This window comes from Bradyrhizobium sp. USDA 3240 (assembly GCF_054063295.1).
This window is the reverse complement of sequence record NZ_JBSSGD010000002.1, coordinates 7,346,514-7,363,324: the sequence shown is the minus strand read 5'-3', so window position 1 is coordinate 7,363,324 and position 16,811 is coordinate 7,346,514. Positions and strand designations below refer to the sequence as shown.

16 protein-coding genes are annotated in these 16,811 nt (G+C 64.9%); 6 read left to right on the top strand and 10 right to left on the bottom strand.

All coding sequences use genetic code 11. From position 1 onward, the window contains the following. Nucleotides 1-4: 4 nt before the first annotated feature. The 8 genes from ACVIGA_RS35325 to ACVIGA_RS35290 all read right to left on the bottom strand — a co-directional run bounded on the left by ACVIGA_RS35325 (nucleotide 5) and on the right by ACVIGA_RS35290 (nucleotide 9,938). A complete protein-coding gene (locus ACVIGA_RS35325) occupies nucleotides 5-631 on the bottom strand; it encodes a class I SAM-dependent methyltransferase (RefSeq protein ID WP_456669637.1) in 627 nt (208 codons plus the stop codon). Further along, on the bottom strand, nucleotides 628-1,947 hold the full coding sequence (locus ACVIGA_RS35320) for a polysaccharide transporter (RefSeq protein ID WP_456669636.1): 1,320 nt from the start codon (nucleotides 1,945-1,947) through the stop codon (nucleotides 628-630). The genes ACVIGA_RS35325 and ACVIGA_RS35320 overlap by 4 nt, the downstream gene beginning before the upstream one ends. Further along, a complete protein-coding gene (locus tag ACVIGA_RS35315) occupies nucleotides 1,944-3,236 on the bottom strand; it encodes an O-antigen ligase family protein (protein WP_456669635.1) in 1,293 nt (430 codons plus the stop codon). Before ACVIGA_RS35315 ends, ACVIGA_RS35320 begins: the two co-directional genes overlap by 4 nt. Beyond that, complete coding sequence (locus tag ACVIGA_RS35310) at nucleotides 3,233-4,348, bottom strand: glycosyltransferase family 4 protein (RefSeq protein WP_456669634.1); 1,116 nt, start codon at nucleotides 4,346-4,348, stop codon at nucleotides 3,233-3,235. The genes ACVIGA_RS35315 and ACVIGA_RS35310 overlap by 4 nt, the downstream gene beginning before the upstream one ends. A 3-nt stretch (nucleotides 4,349-4,351) precedes the next feature. After that, entirely contained in the window at nucleotides 4,352-5,110 is a 759-nt protein-coding gene (locus ACVIGA_RS35305; protein WP_456669633.1) for a class I SAM-dependent methyltransferase, read from the bottom strand. Continuing rightward, nucleotides 5,107-5,919, bottom strand: coding sequence for a hypothetical protein (locus tag ACVIGA_RS35300; RefSeq protein WP_456669632.1), 813 nt, complete (start codon nucleotides 5,917-5,919; stop codon nucleotides 5,107-5,109). The genes ACVIGA_RS35305 and ACVIGA_RS35300 overlap by 4 nt, the downstream gene beginning before the upstream one ends. A 13-nt stretch (nucleotides 5,920-5,932) precedes the next feature. Beyond that, nucleotides 5,933-8,206, bottom strand: a complete 2,274-nt coding sequence (locus ACVIGA_RS35295; RefSeq protein ID WP_456669631.1) for a polysaccharide biosynthesis tyrosine autokinase — start codon at nucleotides 8,204-8,206, stop codon at nucleotides 5,933-5,935. 292 nt (nucleotides 8,207-8,498) lie between these two features. After that, nucleotides 8,499-9,938, bottom strand: coding sequence for an O-antigen ligase family protein (locus tag ACVIGA_RS35290; protein WP_456669630.1), 1,440 nt, complete (start codon nucleotides 9,936-9,938; stop codon nucleotides 8,499-8,501). 559 nt (nucleotides 9,939-10,497) lie between these two features. On the opposite strand from ACVIGA_RS35290, the gene ACVIGA_RS35285 reads away from it, so the two are divergent. From ACVIGA_RS35285 to ACVIGA_RS35270, 4 genes are all read left to right on the top strand, one after another. Continuing rightward, nucleotides 10,498-10,761: a hypothetical protein gene (locus ACVIGA_RS35285; RefSeq protein ID WP_456669629.1), complete on the top strand. Its 264-nt coding sequence runs from the start codon at nucleotides 10,498-10,500 to the stop codon at nucleotides 10,759-10,761. Between the two features lie 197 nt (nucleotides 10,762-10,958). After that, entirely contained in the window at nucleotides 10,959-12,194 is a 1,236-nt protein-coding gene (locus ACVIGA_RS35280) for a hypothetical protein (RefSeq protein ID WP_456669628.1), read from the top strand. Between the two features lie 7 nt (nucleotides 12,195-12,201). Then, the gene (locus ACVIGA_RS35275) at nucleotides 12,202-12,981 is read left to right on the top strand and encodes a metallophosphoesterase family protein (protein ID WP_456669627.1); all 780 of its coding nucleotides are present in this window, start codon (nucleotides 12,202-12,204) and stop codon (nucleotides 12,979-12,981) included. Next, on the top strand, nucleotides 12,974-13,570 hold the full coding sequence (locus tag ACVIGA_RS35270; protein ID WP_456669626.1) for a hypothetical protein: 597 nt from the start codon (nucleotides 12,974-12,976) through the stop codon (nucleotides 13,568-13,570). Before ACVIGA_RS35275 ends, ACVIGA_RS35270 begins: the two co-directional genes overlap by 8 nt. A gap of 56 nt (nucleotides 13,571-13,626) precedes the next feature. Here the strand turns inward: ACVIGA_RS35270 and ACVIGA_RS35265 are convergent, their stop codons facing one another. Further along, nucleotides 13,627-14,811 (bottom strand): exopolysaccharide biosynthesis polyprenyl glycosylphosphotransferase, encoded by a 1,185-nt coding sequence (locus tag ACVIGA_RS35265; protein WP_456669625.1) that lies wholly within the window; start codon nucleotides 14,809-14,811, stop codon nucleotides 13,627-13,629. A 354-nt stretch (nucleotides 14,812-15,165) separates the two neighbouring features. On the opposite strand from ACVIGA_RS35265, the gene ACVIGA_RS35260 reads away from it, so the two are divergent. Then, nucleotides 15,166-15,471 carry a hypothetical protein gene (locus tag ACVIGA_RS35260; RefSeq protein WP_223968310.1) on the top strand — a complete coding sequence of 102 codons (306 nt, stop codon included), beginning with the start codon at nucleotides 15,166-15,168 and terminating at the stop codon, nucleotides 15,469-15,471. A 14-nt stretch (nucleotides 15,472-15,485) separates the two neighbouring features. Here ACVIGA_RS35260 and ACVIGA_RS35255 read toward each other — a convergent pair whose 3' ends face one another. Then, complete coding sequence (locus tag ACVIGA_RS35255) at nucleotides 15,486-15,860, bottom strand: helix-turn-helix domain-containing protein (protein WP_223968309.1); 375 nt, start codon at nucleotides 15,858-15,860, stop codon at nucleotides 15,486-15,488. A gap of 666 nt (nucleotides 15,861-16,526) precedes the next feature. Between ACVIGA_RS35255 and ACVIGA_RS35250 the strand changes: the two genes are divergently transcribed. After that, the gene (locus ACVIGA_RS35250) at nucleotides 16,527-16,715 is read left to right on the top strand and encodes a hypothetical protein (RefSeq protein ID WP_223968308.1); all 189 of its coding nucleotides are present in this window, start codon (nucleotides 16,527-16,529) and stop codon (nucleotides 16,713-16,715) included. The last annotated feature ends 96 nt before the right edge of the window (nucleotides 16,716-16,811 follow it).

Genomic DNA, 16,811 nt, shown 5'->3' with positions numbered 1-16,811 from the left:
GCGCTCACTTGATCGCCTCGAAGAAGATCGACTCGTCCGGCCGGTTGTCGAGCCGGTCGATGTCGGGGCAGCCCCCCTCTCGATAGGCCCGGGTGTGGGTCTCGGAACAGCCCGCCTCGCGGAACAGCGCCGCAAGGGAGGCGCGCGTGAAGCCCCAGTGATGCGCAAAGGCGGCCTCCCTGCGGCGCTCGATCTCGAACACCCCCTTGAGGAAGGCCTGCGGCGCTGCCGGATCGTAGAGCGCGACGATCCTTTCCATGTCGGGGACGACGATGCGGCACACCCCGCCCGGCGCCAGCACCCGCGCGATCTCACGCGCCAGCCGCTCGACCTCGTCGGGAAACAGATGCTCGAAGACATGCGCGCTGAACACCGCCGAGAGGCTGCCATCGGCGAACGGCAGCGGCTTGGTCAGGTCCATGTAGCGGAGCCCGGCAAACCTCCCCTGGCGATGCTCGGCATAGCGGGCGTCGCTCAGCAGGCCGGCGAGATGCAACGCTTTCGCCGCGAGCGGCAGGCGCGCGATCCACAGATGCATCGTGATGTCAGTGTTGATCCAGCCCGCGATGCCGCAATTGAAGGCGCCGATATGCAGTTTCGAGAGCGACCGGCCGGATGCGTCGTCAGTCATGTCTGTTCCCGCACCGAATTGGTCAGCACCACCACGATCACCGACGCCGCGCTGGAGGCCACCATCGCCGCAACCGCGCCCGTCACCTGCCAGGCCTCCGCCGCCAGCGGCAGAACGCAGCACAGCGCGACGAGGCCGGCGAGCCGGCTCAGCATGAACCGCTGCGGCCTGCCGGTCGCAAACAGCGGCAGCGCGAGGCCGAGCCACACCGCGTCGAGCGCCATCGCGGTCCCCATCAAGGCGAGGCTGCCGGTGCCGATGTCGTAACTCTGGCCGTGGATGACGAGGGCGAGCATGCGCTGGCCGAGCAGCACGGCCACCGCGCCATAGGCGAGCGCGATCGAGCCGAGCAGCACGGCATTCTCGCGCGCAGCAGCAGCGACCGCGCTGCGCCGGCCGGCGCGCAGCTCGGATGCAATTTCCGGCAGGCGGACCGAGAACATCGTCGCGCAAAACTGGCTGAGCGGTGCGAACACCAGGAGCAGGATCCGCAGCGACGCGCTCGCGTCCAGCCCGATCAGGAAACCGCAAACCGGGATCAGCCCGATGCTGCCGATCCAGTAGGTGAGCGAGGTCGCGACGAACCAGCGGCCGTTCCGAAACAGCCGCCGCAGCGAGCCGCGGAAGATCCTCGTCCGCGGCCAGGCCAGCTCGCTGGTGTGAGCCAGCAGCAGGCTGCCGGCGAGCGCCGCCGAGATCGCGATGCAGGCCATCGCCACCGCAGCGCCGGTCAGTTTGAGCGCGATCATCAGCCCGGCCGAGACGACGAGCGCCACGCAATAGGTCAGCGACGACGCCACCGCGCGCGGCAGCCGCCCATCGAGATAGCAGATGCGGCGGAACATGCTTTGCAGCCGCACCGCAGGGATCGCGAGGCCGGTTGCGATCACGAGCCCACCCGCGGTGCCGCCGACTGCTGCGATCACGAGGCCGGCAATCACCAGCAGCAGGCCAAGCACAGCCGAGAACAGCAGCGACGACAGATAGAGGCCGAACCGCAGTTGCGGCCACAGCGATTTCGGGATGCGATGCGCAGTCGCCGGCAGCCCATCGTCGAACAGGCCACGCAGAAACACCGCCTCGATCAGGATCGAGAACGACCAGGCGACGCTGAACCGGCCGAACGAACTGATATCGAGGACATTTGCCAGCACCACCGTCAGCACGAAAGCCGAGCCGCTAAGCGCCGCCTGATCGATCAGGCCGAGCGCGACATTGCCCTTGGCGCGCCGCAGCCGGCGGAGCGCTCCGCTCACGGCACCAGTGACCCTGGTATGGGCCGCCACGCGATCCAACCTGTCGGTCAATGCGCTCACGCCTCACTCACACGCAGTCTGGCAAACGCCCGCCGTGGCGCCATTTGCAGCCTGGCTTCCGGGCCGAAATAGCACCAGAACACCAGCACGCAGCCGAAATAATTATGCAGCAGCTGACTGGAATCGTTGGCTGACGCGATCACGACGAACAGCAGCATCGCGAACGGCGCAAGCCAGTACATTCCGCGCCGCTCGAACGTGAAGACAATCGTGTTCCACAACGCTCGCGCCAGCAGCAGCATATAGAACGCGCCGCCGAGCAAGCCGAACTGGAGGAAGGCATCGAGATAGGAATTTTCGAACGAGCCGAACTCGGTGTTCCATGGCGCCATGCTCGTCAGCTCGTTCACGGGCGAGTTCGGCAGTTCGTTGAAGAACCCGGAGAAGCCGTAGCCCAGCCAGGGGTGTTGCCAGAAGAAGTGGGGCCAGACCGCCCAGAGGAAGGAGCGGCCGGTCAGGTTTCCGCTGCGGCCGACCAAGCCATACAACTCGTCGCTCGGCACGGTGAACATGACCAGCGCAACAAAGGCGAGGCCGAGCCAGTAGATCGCGGCAGCTCCCCTGTGCCCGAGCACCACCAGCAGCAGCCCGAAGGTCACGGCGAGGGCCGTCAGCATGCTGATCAGCGGTCCAGCGGCGCCGGCCGCGGCGAGCGCAAAAAGATGACATCCCATCAGCAGCAGCGACCAGCCGAACTGCCGCCGCGGCCCCGCCAGCATGCGCACGAAGCAGATCAGCACCATGAGACCGAAGAAGGCGCCCGCGAGATTCTTGTGACCAAACACGCCGGCATAGGCCTGGGTCCCGAGCACGGTCGGCCGATGCAGCGGGTCGTAGGCCCATTCCGAGCCGATCACCGGAAACAACAGAATGTGAACGATCAGCACCACGATCCCGATCCGGAACAGGGTGTCGACGAGCCGATCGACCGGGCAGCTGATCACGACCCAGGCCGAGAACAGCGTGGTCAGGAGATACATCGCGAACTTGACCGACACGCCCGCGGGGTCGGCGCTCAGCACCAGCGACAGCAGCGCGAAGGCAATGAACGTCAAGTAGAGATGTGATTGCAGCATCAGCACGCCGAAGCGGCTCCGATCGACCGCAATGTGCAGCATCAGCACGATATAAAGCAGGAGCCACGCGCCGCGGAACAGCGTGGACTCCCCGGCCCGTTCCGCGAACGAGATGCCCTCGATGAAATTGAACAGGAAGTAGATACAGCCGAGCACCATCACCAGATAGGCGTGCAGAAAGACTTCAGTTCGAAACCACCATTTGCCGATCATTGCACGGCCTCCTGCCGGGCCGGCGCCCTCAAGAGATGATCGACCGCGGCTGTGAAGCGCGCCGCGGCGTCGGCAAGCGCATCCTTTCGTACGCTCTGACGGGCCTGCTGCGACATCGCCTCCCAGCGCGCGGGATGCTCGAGCAAGCCCCGCGCCGCGTCAACCCAGGCCTGCTGATTGAGCGCGCAAACATGGCCGTTATGGTCGTCGCGCACCAACTCGCCGCCTGCCCCGACATGGGGCGACACCAGGCAGGGAACCCCGCACTGCAAGGCCTCATTGCACACCAGACCCCATGGTTCCAGCAACGAGGGCAGCAGCAGCAGCCGCGATTGCAGATAGACCTCCGATATCGCCTGCCACGGCACATAGCTGTCGTGGCTGACATCGATGCCGGCGCCACCGAGCCGCGCCAGCATGCGCTGCTCGGCGGCGCCGGACCCGACCACGCGAACCCGCAAGCCGGGCAAGACCCGGCCGAGCGCGATGGCGACGTTCTCGAAGAAGATCGCGTTCTTGGCATCGTCGTTGATGCGGGCGCACCACAGCAGGTGAAAGGGACGGTCGTGGAAGTCAGGGACGGTATCCGGCGGATCCCATGCCGGCACCAGCGGCACCACGAACAGATCGTTGTCGCCAAAACCCTCGCCGCGGAAATACGCCCTGCCCTTGTCGCTGCAGCACACGACCGCGCCGCATTGGCGCAGCAGCCATGGCCGTGCCAGGCGATGATAGGCCGTGTTGGGCATCGTCTCGCGCCAGCCGTCGATCGTCAGCGCAAGCACCCTGCCGTTGGCGCGCGCCCATGCCGCGCCGGCCAGCATCGAAGGATAGAGGCCGTTGACGAACAGCAGGTCGGGCGCGAGCGCGTTCAAAGCGCGCCCGATCCCGATATTGAGATGGGTGTGGCGCGACCGCGGCAGCGGGATCGAGACACCGGGCACCGTGCGCGTCGTATAGCGCGGCGTAAACGATCCCGCCCAGGAGCGATCGGCCTCCTGCGCGGTACAGGACAGCACGGCGAGATCCAGCCCACGGTTAACCAGCTCGTTGTAGAGCCGGTTGGTGTAGGGTGTGATCATGTTGTTGAAGACGACCACGCGCGGCGCCATGGCTTATCGGTCCCGCGGCGGCGGCGCCGCCTCGGCGCGCCGGCAAAGCGCCCCGCAATGATAGGTCGCAAGCCGGGTCGCGAGTTCGGGGCTGACCGACAACAGCGACTTCCGCACAAGGCTCTTGGCAAGGCCCTTCAGGCGCGATGAATGAAAGGCGTGCACCGGCAGGCTGTGATCATAGATACCGAAGCCGGCAACATGGAGCCCCGCGGTCTCCAGCACCAGGCGGAACGTGTCCGGTGTGTAGAAATTGATATGGCCGATGTCGAGCGTCGATTGCAGCGCCCGACGATTGGTTCGCGCATGCAGCTCGCACGGCACTTCGAGATAGATGAAATTCCGCGCCACCCGCGCAAGCTCGCGCAGGAACGCGCGCGGTTCGGGCACGTGCTCGAGCACGTGGCTGGCATAGACGAGGTCGAACGATCCGTCAGCGAACGGGATCGTTGCACCGTCATAGCTCGACCAGCGGAACGGGGCTGACGCGGCGCCGTCGGTCTCCAGGTTGGTTGCGGGATCGATGACGTCGATGCCGGTGAAGTCGCGGCCGATGCCGATCGCGGACAGCCGCGCCAGCACGGCGCCGGTGCCGCAGCCGACCTCGAGCACATTGCCGACAGCGGCGGCGGACCCACCGAGCAAGCCGGCGATATGATCGGCCTTGTCGACCGCGCAGACGCGGCGCCAGTCGCGCTCCTGCGCCGAATAGACGCCCTCATAATGCGCGTTGTGCTGTCCGATGCTGAATTCCATCGTCATGGTCGAGCCATCGCCGCGGGCGGCATTCGGGCAGGCTCGTCGAGGCGGTCGTTCGACTTATGCTCCGGATTGCGTCGCTCGGTCGGCGAACGGTGGTCGAGATCGTATCCGATGTCGGCCATGGTGCGGGTCAGGATGTCGACGTTGCGTTGCGGGACAGCTGCGAGGCCGGCCAGTAGCCTGTCCCGGTGCACCCAGCCGGGCCCCTTCAGGAGATCGATCGCCTCGGTGTACAATTCGGTCTTCACGAGGCGTGCGAACTCGGCCACGACCGCGTCCGAAAGGTCGGGCGGCAAGGCATCGAGTATCGCGAGCGCCAAGGCGCTGCGCTTGACGACGATCCAGCCTTCATTGGGCCCGAGGCGGTAGGACATCCGCAGCAGGTCGAAATTTGCATCACTGAAACCCTGCCTGATGTTGCGGAGCCAGAACAGCACGACCCAGAGATAAGGATCGGCCGGCGCGCAGCCGAGCGACTTGCGGACAGCCGCGTCGAGCTCGCCCAACCGCGTGTCCACGAGGTTGCCGGATGCGAATGCGTTCTCAGCGAGCCGCAGCCGGATCACCGCCGCGTCACGATCGATCGCCGGCATGCAATCCGGTCGCGCCGCCGCGCGCGACAGCAGTGGGCCGAGCTCGCCGAGTTCCGCGTCGCTGACCGGCACGTTGCGCAGGATCAGGTCCCTTGCGCCATCGAGCCGGGTCTGGTCGATAAACACCGGCAAGGTGGTCGCCCCCCAGGCGACCGACGAGCATGCGACCGCGGCCAAAAAACCGCGCGCAAGCCAGACGGCGGCACGCCGGGGCATCCCACCATGCGTCTCACTCGGTGTAGCCATATCGCCCATAATGCGAGTTGTAATAATAGTTCTTGCCGCCATAGCCGCTATAGCGGCTCATCGCGGCGATATCGGCCTTGTTGAGCACGACGCCGAGCAGGTTCTCGTTGACCGCACGCGCGCTGCGCAGCGCGCGCTCGACCACCTGCACCTGGGTCTTGCCCCATTCCACGATGAAGACGAAGGAATCGACGAAGTGCGCGGTGATGCGGACATCGACTACCGGCGTGAGCGGCGGGAAGTCGACGATCACGTAATCATAATGGCTGCGGACCCCGTCGATGAAATCCTTCATCTGGTCGGAGGCCAGCACCTCGTGCGAATGCGCGATGCGCGACCGTGTGGCGCCCGGCAGGAAGGCAAGGCCGGTCTCGGGATCGCGCCACAGCGTGTCCTGCAATGTCGCATTGTTCGACAATACGTCCAGAATGCCGCGCTCGGCTTTGGCGGCGACCTTGCGGCTCAGGGACGGATTGCGCAGGTCGCAATCGACCAGGAGCACGCGCGCCCCGCTCTGGGCGACCAGCTGCGCGAACACGAAGGCGAGGGTCGACTTGCCCTCGTTGGGCAGCGCCGAGGTCAGGCCAAGGATCTTCGACGGCTTGGTGACGTTGAGGTCCGCATTGACCTTGATCGAGCGGATCGCTTCCGAGAATCGCGAGAATGGTGAATCGATCGCCGCCCACAGCACCGGCTCATCGCCGCGCTGGATCATGCGCGCGCCGACCGGCGGGCTGGGACGACCGGCCGCCGGCGCCTTGAGCTGGCTTGGCGAGAGGCGGGGAACGATCGCGACGCAGTCGGCGTCGAGGATGGTCTCGACCATGTCAGCGGTGCGGAACACCCGGTCATAGAGGTCGCGCAACACGCCGAGCGCAAGCCCGGCAATCAGGCCGCCGAGCGCCGAGAGCGCGAGCACGACGAAGGTCTGCGGGTGGCTCTTGCTCAGGGGACGCGAGGCACGGGTGATCACCCGCGCCTCGCTGACCGGAAACGACTGCTGCTGCACATTTTCCATGTAGCGCTGCAGGAAATTATCATAGAGCGAGCGATAGGTCTGGGACGAGCTCTCGAGCTCGCGCAGCGTGACCTGCGCCTGATTGGTGGACTGCGACTGCGAAACCGAATCGTTCACGGCGCGCTCGATCTCGGTCTGCCGCTGCAGGGCGATCGCATAGTCGCTCTTGTAGCTCTCGGCGAGCCGCTTCAATTCGTCGATGATCGACGACTGGATCTCGCGCATCTGGTTGCGCAGATTGACGGCGGCCAGGTGATTGTAGCCGTAGCGCGACGACCAGTCGGCCTCGCGGTTGGAAAGCTCGAGATATTGCGAGCGTAGCTTGGTGACGACCTGGTTGTTCAGGGTATCGGCAACCGTCGCATCGGGGACGCCGCCCTTCACCACTGCCTCGATGCGGTCGAGCTTGGCCTTGGCGTCGGTGACCTGCGACTTCACCTGGAGCAGCTGAGTGTTGAGCTCGCCGAGCTGCTGCTCGTTGAGCAGCTTGCCGCTGGACGTGACGATGTTGTTGGTCTTCTTGTAGTCGAGCACGGCGCGCTCGGCGTTGGATGCCTGGGTGCGCAGCTCCTGGATGCGGTCTTGCAGCCAGACACTGGCGCGGCGGGTCGACTGATACTTGGAATCGAGCTGCTCGACGATGTAGGCGTCGGCAACGGCGTTGGCGATCTGCGCTGCGCGCTCGGGATCGAGCGAGCGGAAAGAGACCTCGATCACATAGGTCATGCCGCGGCGGCGGACGTCGAGCTGCTTCTCGAAGGTGCGGACCGCACGTCGGGTCCGGTAGAATTCGTTGGGCGGCGCGCTGCCGGCAAACAGGCCGGACACGAAATCCAGCACCGCTCCCGCCGCGCCGGCCCTGGAGCCGATGAATTCCGGATCCTCGTTGAGCTTGAGGTCGCGGATCACCGCGAGCGCCACGTTCTCCGACTTCAGGATTTCGACCTGGCTCTCGACCGCGGAAGAATCGACCGGGAGGTCATTCGCCGGCGATTGCTGCTGGGCGCCCTGGAGTTTGCGCGTGTCGATGATCATCGTGGCGAGCGCGGTATAGCTCGGCGCTGCCGTCGCCAGGTAGCAGATGCCGCCGAACAGGCAGAGCCCGGCAGTCCCGAGGATGACCCAGTATTGCCGCAGCAGATAGGTGACGAAGGCGTCGAAGGTTTCCGCCAGCGACGGCAGTTCAGCCGGACGATTTCTCAGATCGACGGGCGGCGAAATCTGGTTGCGCTGAAGCATCTCGTCCTATCGCCGCGCCGACAGGATGCATCCTGCCCTCGCGTCCTCCAATGATCCCGGGAAGCGTTCCGTCGCCGACACCGAAGCGCGCTGCTGCTGAGAATCTTCCATTGGCGATCGCAAGCCCGCTCAGGGAGTAACTGTTGAAGCAAGCGCAGCGCCACCGGGCGCCGGGCGCGCCAACATCGCCAGGCGCGACGCGGAAAACCCGCCGGATCGCTCAAATGTGAACAATGCTATCTCCCTAACGAATACTAACAGTTCGTTAGCATAGTCAGGGTTATCGCGCCAATTAAAACCCCTGCCCGGCTGCGCCCCCGGGCTGACGCGCGAAATCAGTGTTAACTTGCGAACCGGCCGCAACACGGGCGTCACTGTCGCCGCGACCACCGCCGGCGGTCCTGCCGGAGCGGAAGGATTGCGACAGGCCCGCCCCGAGCAGGGCCGCAATAACAACGGCATAGCCGGTGATCTGGAGCGAGAAATCGATCATCGAATGGAGGGCGCCGGCGGCCGACGCACAGAGCGCCGCGAGCGGCACGATCACGTCGCGGCGGCGGGTCCGCACGCCATGCGCGAGCACGACGAAGGCTGCGAGCAGCGCGATCATGACCGCGCCGGCCATTAACATTCCGCCGCCGGACGCCAGTTCGAGCCAGCTGTTGTGGGCCCGGTTCCAGGTCCCGCGCAACGAGATGTCGTCGGTGCGATAGGCCGGATAGACCCATTCGAAGGACCCGAACCCATTGCCGAGCCAGGGATGATCCCAGATCATCCGCAACGTCGCGCGATAGGTCGAGAACCGTCCCTCATCCGACAGGCCGACCGTGCTGAAGCGCGCGCCGACGCCGCCGCTGAGCAGTTGCAGCAGCGCCAGCGCGACCAGACAGCCGACGCCGAGCGCCATGATCAGGCCGTAGCCGCGCGGCAACCGGTTGCGAAGGAAGAGCGCGACAGCCGCGACTGCGGCAAGCAGCGAGATTCCGACGCCGCCGCGCGATCCGGTCAGAAACATCGCCAGCAGGCAAGTGAGCCAGCCGAACGCATGGCCGGCGAGCCGGCGCCGTGCCGGCATATCGAGGCGCGCCAACAGGCGTGGCAGGCTCGTTCGGCGCGACGGCCAATGCCGCTCGATCAATTCGCAGCCGTACAACAGCCAGATCAGCGCACAGCAGCCATAATAGATGCCCGCCGTGTTGCGGTTGACGAAAGGAGACGTCAGCCACTCCAGATGGGCCTGCTTCTCGTGAAGCAGGTAGATCCGGGTGGGATCGATCGCGAAGGTGATGATGCCGAGGATCGCATAGACCAGGCCGGCCACTGCGACCGCCCGCAGCAACCCGCGCGCCAATGCGCGGTTCGCACCGAGCACGACCCCGATCGCAAAGCTGAGCAGGCAGACGATCCCGACGCCCGCGGAATAGAACGGCTGATTGCGCGCGATCGTCACGGCGGGCGGAAGCTCGGCGGGCAGCAATTTGCCGGCCTCTGACCACAGCGCGTTCGGCGCCACGCCCAACCAGGGCCGCACCGCCGACTGCTCATGCAGCACCAGCATGGCGAGAGCCGTCAGCAGCGCCGTTACCGCGAGGATTGCGAGCTGGCTCCCGCGCAAGCGCATCGGCAGCACCCCGAGCAGGGCGATCCCGAGCAGGATCGACCCGATCGCGGACGCGGCGCCGCCGACCGAGCCGAGCGGCAGTGGCGCCAAAGCGACGACGGCGCAGAACATCCACGACGACCATCGTACCGGCCACGGCAATACCGTCGCCCCGCTTGAGCCGGAAGGTGATCCTAAGCGTGTCATGAAGCCGGCCGGGCCGGCTCACGCCCCAGTATCAGGGCGCAAGCTTGATTGAATTACGAAGTAAAGTTGCGGTATAGGCGGCCACGATCGGATCGCTCAGCGTTACGGATCTGGTGCATGACATTGCTCGAATGAAATTCGTACGCGACACTCAAATGCTCCGGCGGAGCCGTAACACGCCGACTATCACAATCACAGGAATCCGCGATATATTGCATTACAATTGATAAAAAATGTTAGCAAGATGAGGCAATTCAGCGACACCCGCGCACGGGCGCCGTGAGGCAAGCGGCCCGCACGGCATCGCTTGGGCTCTGATCTTGGGCTCTGATCTTGGGCTCTGATCTTGGGCTCTGATCTTGGGCTCTGATCTTGGGCTCTGATCTTGGGCCTTGATTTCGTGCGACCTTCCGATGATTTGCGACGACCGGATTAACCCCGGCTTAGGACCCGGCCCACTAATATCCGACCGCAGGGTTTGGTTATGTTATTTGTTTTGCTTGGCAATTTAATCGGCGGCGCCGTGCTCGGGCTGCGCCAGCACTGTCTGGTGCTGGTGCCGGTGATGCTTGTCGAACTCGCGCTGCTGGCCGCCATCGGCGTGGCGCGCCTCTCGTGGTCCGAGACTGCGCTGCTGATGATCATCGCCATGGTATCGCTGCAGGGCGGATATCTCGCGAGCGCCTTCGCGCCGTTGCTCCGATCCCGCAGCTCGACGCCGCTCATCGCCCTGCGCCGCCCTCATTGACGCGGTACGACGCAGCTTTGCCTGGCGCGCCCGATTTCCATTGACCTCGCCGCGAGCCCGGGGCATCCCGCTGCCTTGCGTTCTCATCGTCCGCAGGACCTGTTTCCCAAGGATTTTCCCAAGGATTTGCCCCTCCCGTGTGGAATGTCACGGCTTTCATCTGCATCTTGATCGGGGCATCGATTCCGGTGGGTCTCATGGACGCATCGCTCGCCACCGGCGTGGTCGGCGCCGCAACGTCACTCGGCCTGCTGGCAAGCCTCAGGTCGATTCGTCCGGGTGAACTGTCTTTCCTGAAGTCCGTTGCCGGGCCCGCCGTTGCGGCAGCGCTGCTGCCGATGCTCTGGATCATCCTGCAGATGCTGCCGCTGGCGTTCTGGGCGCATCCGGTGTGGAAATTCGCCGGCGATACATTGGCTGCACCGCTCAGCGGCAGCATCACGATCGATACCGGTGCAAGCCTCGGCGCGCTGCTGCTCTGGCTGTCGCTGCTCTCGGTCATGATCACCGCCGCGGCAATCGCGATCGATCCCCGCCGCGCCGACATGGTGGCCCGCAGCATTGCAGCGACGGCGGCCGTCGCAGCTCTGATCCTGGTGTCGTATAGCGATCCGATCAAAGCCTGGCTCGGCGCCGCCGACGCTGCGCGCGACGGGACGGCAAACGGATTCCTCGTCGTCGTTCTCATTGGCGTCCCGCTCGGGCTTGCGCGTGCGCTCGACAGCGGCGGACATATTGTTGGCGGCCGCACGGCGGCCCAGTCGACCCGACCGCGCCGGTTGCTCGCCGCCGGCGCGCTGTTTTGCGCCGCCTGCGCCTGCTGGTACGGGCGGCGCGGCGCCGCGATCGCAATCGCAGGGGGCATCGCGCTCGTCCTGATGACCTTCGCCGCGCGAAGACTTGCTCTGCCTCGCTGGAGCACCGCTGCTGCTGCGGCTGCGATCGCGCTGATCGCACTGGTCACGGCGATCGCCAACCGTCACCCCGACGTGGCGCTTGCCATCGCCTTCACCCATGCGCCGGACGAGCTCGTGCAGTCGACCCAAAATCTGCTCGCCGACCTGCCCGCGCTCGGCAGCGGCGCCGGCACCACCGCAACGCTGGCATCGACTTACATGGACTGGCAAGGCGCAACCACGCGGCCCGTGGTGGCGAACAGCGCCGCCGCCTTGATCACGCAGTTTGGTTCCGCCATGTTCTGGACTTCACTCGCGGTCACGATCGTGGGTATCGCGGCGTTCACGGCCGGTGCACGCAATCGCGGCCGCGACTGGTCCTATCCCGCGGCGGCGGCAGCCGTGTTGCTGACCCTGGCGCTCGCCGCCTTCACCTTGCCGGAATTGCCGGCACTGCCCGGAGTGATCGTGTTGGGAGCCGTGATCGGAACAGGGCTGGCACAGCGGATCAGCCGTTCACGGTTGCAGGCGGGCTAGACCACAGATGCGCAACCTCCTCCGGCGTATGGTCGGCCAGACCGGCGACCTCGAACCTGACGAGAGCGACGAGACCTGCATCTATGCCGTCGGCGATATTCACGGACACGCCGATCTGCTGCACGAGATCTGCGCGCGCATCGATGCCGATATCCGCAAGTTCCGGCCGGCGCGGCCGATCCAGGTCTTCCTCGGCGACTACATCGATCGCGGACCGGATTCGCGCGATGTGATCGCGATGCTCGAGCAGCGCCGCCGCACGTGCAGCATGGTCTGCCTGCTCGGCAATCACGAGGCCTGCCTGCTGGAGTTTCTCGTCAATCCCGACATGCTCGCGCAATGGCGGCAATTCGGCGGCCTGCAGACGCTGATGTCCTATGGACTGACGCCCTCGCTCAATCCCGACGCCGCGGAACGGCGGGCGCTCGCGCAACAGTTGGTTCGCCAGATGCCGCCGGCCCATCTTGCCTTCCTGCGCTCGCTGCCGATCACCTATTCCTGCGGCCGCTATTTCTTCGTGCACGCCGGCGTCAGGCCCGGGCTCGCGCTGAAGCAACAGCGCAAGGAGGACCTGCTCTGGATCCGCGAAGACTTCCTGGTGTCGGAAGATGATTTCGGCAAGGTCGTGGTCCACGGCCATACGCCGGTGCACGAGGCCGAGCTGCGGCACAACCGCATCAATGTCGACACCGGCGCCTACGCGACCGGCCGCCTGACCTGCGTCAAGCTGGAGGGCGCGCGGCGAACCCTGCTGATGACCGGCAACCGGGCGGCGCGCCATGGCTAGCGCGAAGACTGATGCGCCCCGACGGCGCGCGCGGCAGCTGTCGCCGGCCTTCATGCCGGCCGCAATCCTGATCGGCGCCGCGACGCTGGCGTTGTCGGCCTGGTGGCTCGCCGCCGATGCATTGCGCGGCAAGCCTTCGCTGGCTGCCGCACTCGGCGTCGTCAGGAGCGAGCTGTGGCTCGCCGACGGCTGGAGCGAATTGCAGACCTCGCCCGAGGCGGCCGAAGCCGCCTTCACCCGCGCGCTGCGGCTCTCGCCGATGGACGCTGGCGCCTGGTTCGGTCTCGCCGCGGCGACCGGACGGTTCGACTGGCTGAACCCGACCGCATCGAAGGCGCTGAAGATGTCCTACTATACCGGGTTCAACCGCAGCGACCTGATCGCGCCGCGGCTGATCCTGCTGGCGCAGGTCGATACCACGCGCGATGTGGAGCTGGTCGATCTGCTGCAGCGGCAGATCCGCCTGATCCTCACCCGCGCGCCGGAGCTGAAGGGCGCGATCGGCCAGGCCTATCGCGTGGCGACCGATGCCAACCGGCACATCATCGAGGCGGAATTCAAGGACGCCAACCAGAGCATCCCGGAGTAAGGCGCGTCGGCACGCGAACGGCGGTCGGATGCCGGAGCCGTCAAGACGCCCAGCCGTCAGACGCCCTTGTGCCGCAGCACCGCGCCGACGGTGCGCAGCAGGATGCGCAGGTCGAGCACGAAGCTCCAGCTCTTGATGTAGATGAGATCGTGCGCGACCCGCAGCTGCATATCCTCGATCGCGGGCGTCGCGCCGCGCAATCCCTGCACCTGTGCGAGACCGGTGATGCCCGGCTTGACGTGCTGGCGCTGCGCATAGCTTGCGATCAGCTTCGAATATTTGTCGTCGTGCGCCAGCGCATGCGGCCGCGGCCCGACCAGCGACATGTCGCCGCGCAGCACGTTCACCAGCTGCGGCAGCTCGTCGATGCTGCGGCGGCGGAGCGTGGCGCCGATCCCGGTCAGCCGCGGATCGTTCGCGCGAGCCTGCGTGATCACATCGCCGTCCTCGAGCACGTGCATGGAGCGGAATTTGAGGATGGTGAATTGCTTTCCGTCGAACCCGTTGCGGCGCTGCCGGAACAGGACCGGCCCCCTGGAGTCGAGCTTGATCGCAATCGCCGTCCCGATCAGAAGCGGCGCGAACAGCACCAAGAGGCCGCTCGATGCCACGATGTCGAACAGCCGCTTGCCGGCACGCTCGACCGAGGTGAGCGGCGAGCGCTGCATTTCCAGCGTCGGTATCGGGCCGGACGCCACCATCCGCAGCGCCAGGAATCGCTCCGCCGTCCGATCCGGCAGCAGCCGCACCGGCAGCGGTGACGCCCGCAGCTGATCGCACAGGAACTGGATGCGCGGTTCCTCCTGCCAGGGCATCGCCAGGGTGATCTCGTCGGCGCCGCACTCCCGTGCCGCGCGGATGGCCGACGCGACGGCAGCGCGATCACCCTCGTCGTCGGACAGGCCGGACAATTGGATCCGTCGCACCTCGCTGAGGCCGAAATCGCGCAGCAGGCTCGATTGCCGCACCCGGGACAATTCGTCTGCCATCCCGACCACGATCGCGCGGCGCGTCGCCAGCATGCCGCGGTCGATTGCGCGTTGCAGCGGCGCCTGCAGCAGCATCCGTCCGGTCACCAGCCCAAGGCCGCCGATCAGGCCAAACGACATCACCGACCCGCGCGAGACGCCGGTGCCAACCTTCAGAAGGAAGATGATTAGGGTCATCAGCAGGACGACCAGCAGCCACCCGCCGAGCAGAGTGCTCCAGCGCCGGTCGAGACCGGCTAGCACCCTGCGCATTGTAGAGGCCCTGCGACTTCGCCACGAACATGTGAAGGATGGCGGCGAGGACCCCGATCCCTAGAAAACCCTCGAAGCTGTTGCTATAAACCGTGTGGTAGTAAAACAGGTGATAGGCTGCGCCGCCGATGATGCTGGACAGCACGACGATGATCATCTCGAAGACGACAGCAAACGCTTCGAGCGAGCCGAAAGCGAACGAGAAGGCGCCGAAGCTAACCGGTACCTTCGCTATTCGAGCGTCCGAAAGGTCGGTCATCGGGAATTAACATTCGTGTTAACAATTCACATGTGTAATATCAGGCAGGTCGTGAGCTCGCAAGACCTGCCGGCAACATCAGGCAGAGAGCGTCTATGAGTTCATCGGCTGGCGAAACCGAGGCCGCGCTGCTGGCCCTCCTCCATCTCATCCGCCTGATGGGCGCCGAGCTCGTCGCCGGCCAGCACCGCGACGACGTCGAGGTGCTGGTCAAGGCGGTCGAAACAAAGCTGCGATCGGCCCGTTTTCCGGCTGAAATGCCGAACCAGGACATTGTCAAAGGCTTGGACCTCGCAGAGGCGAGGCTACGCCCAATCCTCGAGGAGCTGCGCGCAAGATCCGAGAAAGCGCATCTGAGCGACCAGCTGCTGCTGGCTCCCAGGCCCTCGCGTATCCACTAGCGGATCAGCTTCCGTCAGCTCTGGACTTCACCACGGCGGGGCAAACCGTTCCCGCCGCTGGACCTGAGCGCGAGCTTCTCCTCGATCTTCATTTTCTCGAGCAGGAGGTCAGTCACAATCCGGCGCAGCCGTTCATTTTCCAGCCGCAATTCGTCAATACGGTTGTGAACGTGGGGAATACCATCTCGATCATCGGTGCGAGCGGCAAGCTCGGTCACAGTACCATTCGGCTGATGGCCGCGTGCAGCCTCCTGCTTGCGCCAGCGGTGAAATGTCATCACGCTAACGCCCAGCACCTTGCACGCTTGGGCTTGTGACTGCCCCCGCGCCATGAGTTCCTCGGCTTGCTTGACCTTGGAACTGATCTCGTCAGTTGAATGACGCCTCATTGGTCATCTCATTGCCCCCTAGATTAGCAATCATCGCATGGCCTATAAGCTATGTAAATGCAACAGGAAATTCAAATTGAGGATTTCCCGGGGGACCTACGGGAGCCTCGAACTTGCCGTCGGCAGCGCCGCATTGTGCGAAGAAACATCGAAGCTGCAAGTATTTACCGGAATATATGAGCAATATTCCTGCCGAAAGACGGCCTCACAGAAAAAGTTATACGACTTTCTGCGCATGACAATTTGATCCGGATAACTGGCGCACCGTTTGCATTCCCGAATGAGAAGCAAATGAGAACATCCAATCGGTCCCGCGACAGATTGTGAGTGCACCATGCCTCTCCGTGATAGCTACGCCGCCGGTCAGGTGAGAGTTTCACAACACTCTAACAAATTAATCCCGCGACCTTCGCGTCCGGCAGCTTGCGGGCGCGCACGCGCAGCGGTAGTTACTGAGACGTTAGGTGTCATGAGAGTTTCAACGTATTTGAGGATCATTTTCAGGAAACCTAACACCCATAGCTCGATCCGCGAATTATCAATTAGGCGCTTTCCCACCCGAGGCCCTCAGGCGGAACCACGACCGCCCGATCATCCGCGAACTATTCTGTGCTGACGCTTGTCAGAGCCAGTCTCTGACCAACACATTTTACGAGGATCGACACTATGGCGCGTCTCAAGGTCTTCGAGGGGAAGCAGTCCGCGTCCAGCGAGGCGACCGACGCCTTGGAACGTCTCGTCGCGGAGAATTCCGAGCTCCGGCATACCGCCGTCGAGCTGGTCTTGCAGACCTGGATCCTGCGCGAGCGCCTGTCCTACATCGTGGCGCACAAGCCGGTGCGGCAAGAGCACTGACTGCCCTGCCCTCACGACCACAGATTGTCCGCGGCAAACATTGGCCAGATCGAGCCGGCTCACCCAAACGAGGGTCGGGCGGGACAACGTTCAATT

Coding starts and splice junctions, on each gene's coding strand:
- ACVIGA_RS35290 (WP_456669630.1), bottom strand. CDS start 9,938: ATGTTCTGCGCCGTCGTCGCTTTGGCGCCACTGCCGCTCGGCTCGGTC.
- ACVIGA_RS35280 (WP_456669628.1), top strand. CDS start 10,959: ATGGACGCATCGCTCGCCACCGGCGTGGTCGGCGCCGCAACGTCACTC.
- ACVIGA_RS35325 (WP_456669637.1), bottom strand. CDS start 631: ATGACTGACGACGCATCCGGCCGGTCGCTCTCGAAACTGCATATCGGC.
- ACVIGA_RS35275 (WP_456669627.1), top strand. CDS start 12,202: ATGCGCAACCTCCTCCGGCGTATGGTCGGCCAGACCGGCGACCTCGAA.
- ACVIGA_RS35250 (WP_223968308.1), top strand. CDS start 16,527: ATGGCGCGTCTCAAGGTCTTCGAGGGGAAGCAGTCCGCGTCCAGCGAG.
- ACVIGA_RS35285 (WP_456669629.1), top strand. CDS start 10,498: ATGTTATTTGTTTTGCTTGGCAATTTAATCGGCGGCGCCGTGCTCGGG.
- ACVIGA_RS35255 (WP_223968309.1), bottom strand. CDS start 15,860: ATGAGGCGTCATTCAACTGACGAGATCAGTTCCAAGGTCAAGCAAGCC.
- ACVIGA_RS35310 (WP_456669634.1), bottom strand. CDS start 4,348: ATGGCGCCGCGCGTGGTCGTCTTCAACAACATGATCACACCCTACACC.
- ACVIGA_RS35295 (WP_456669631.1), bottom strand. CDS start 8,206: ATGCTTCAGCGCAACCAGATTTCGCCGCCCGTCGATCTGAGAAATCGT.
- ACVIGA_RS35315 (WP_456669635.1), bottom strand. CDS start 3,236: ATGATCGGCAAATGGTGGTTTCGAACTGAAGTCTTTCTGCACGCCTAT.
- ACVIGA_RS35305 (WP_456669633.1), bottom strand. CDS start 5,110: ATGACGATGGAATTCAGCATCGGACAGCACAACGCGCATTATGAGGGC.
- ACVIGA_RS35270 (WP_456669626.1), top strand. CDS start 12,974: ATGGCTAGCGCGAAGACTGATGCGCCCCGACGGCGCGCGCGGCAGCTG.
- ACVIGA_RS35260 (WP_223968310.1), top strand. CDS start 15,166: ATGAGTTCATCGGCTGGCGAAACCGAGGCCGCGCTGCTGGCCCTCCTC.
- ACVIGA_RS35300 (WP_456669632.1), bottom strand. CDS start 5,919: ATGCCCCGGCGTGCCGCCGTCTGGCTTGCGCGCGGTTTTTTGGCCGCG.
- ACVIGA_RS35265 (WP_456669625.1), bottom strand. CDS start 14,811: ATGCGCAGGGTGCTAGCCGGTCTCGACCGGCGCTGGAGCACTCTGCTC.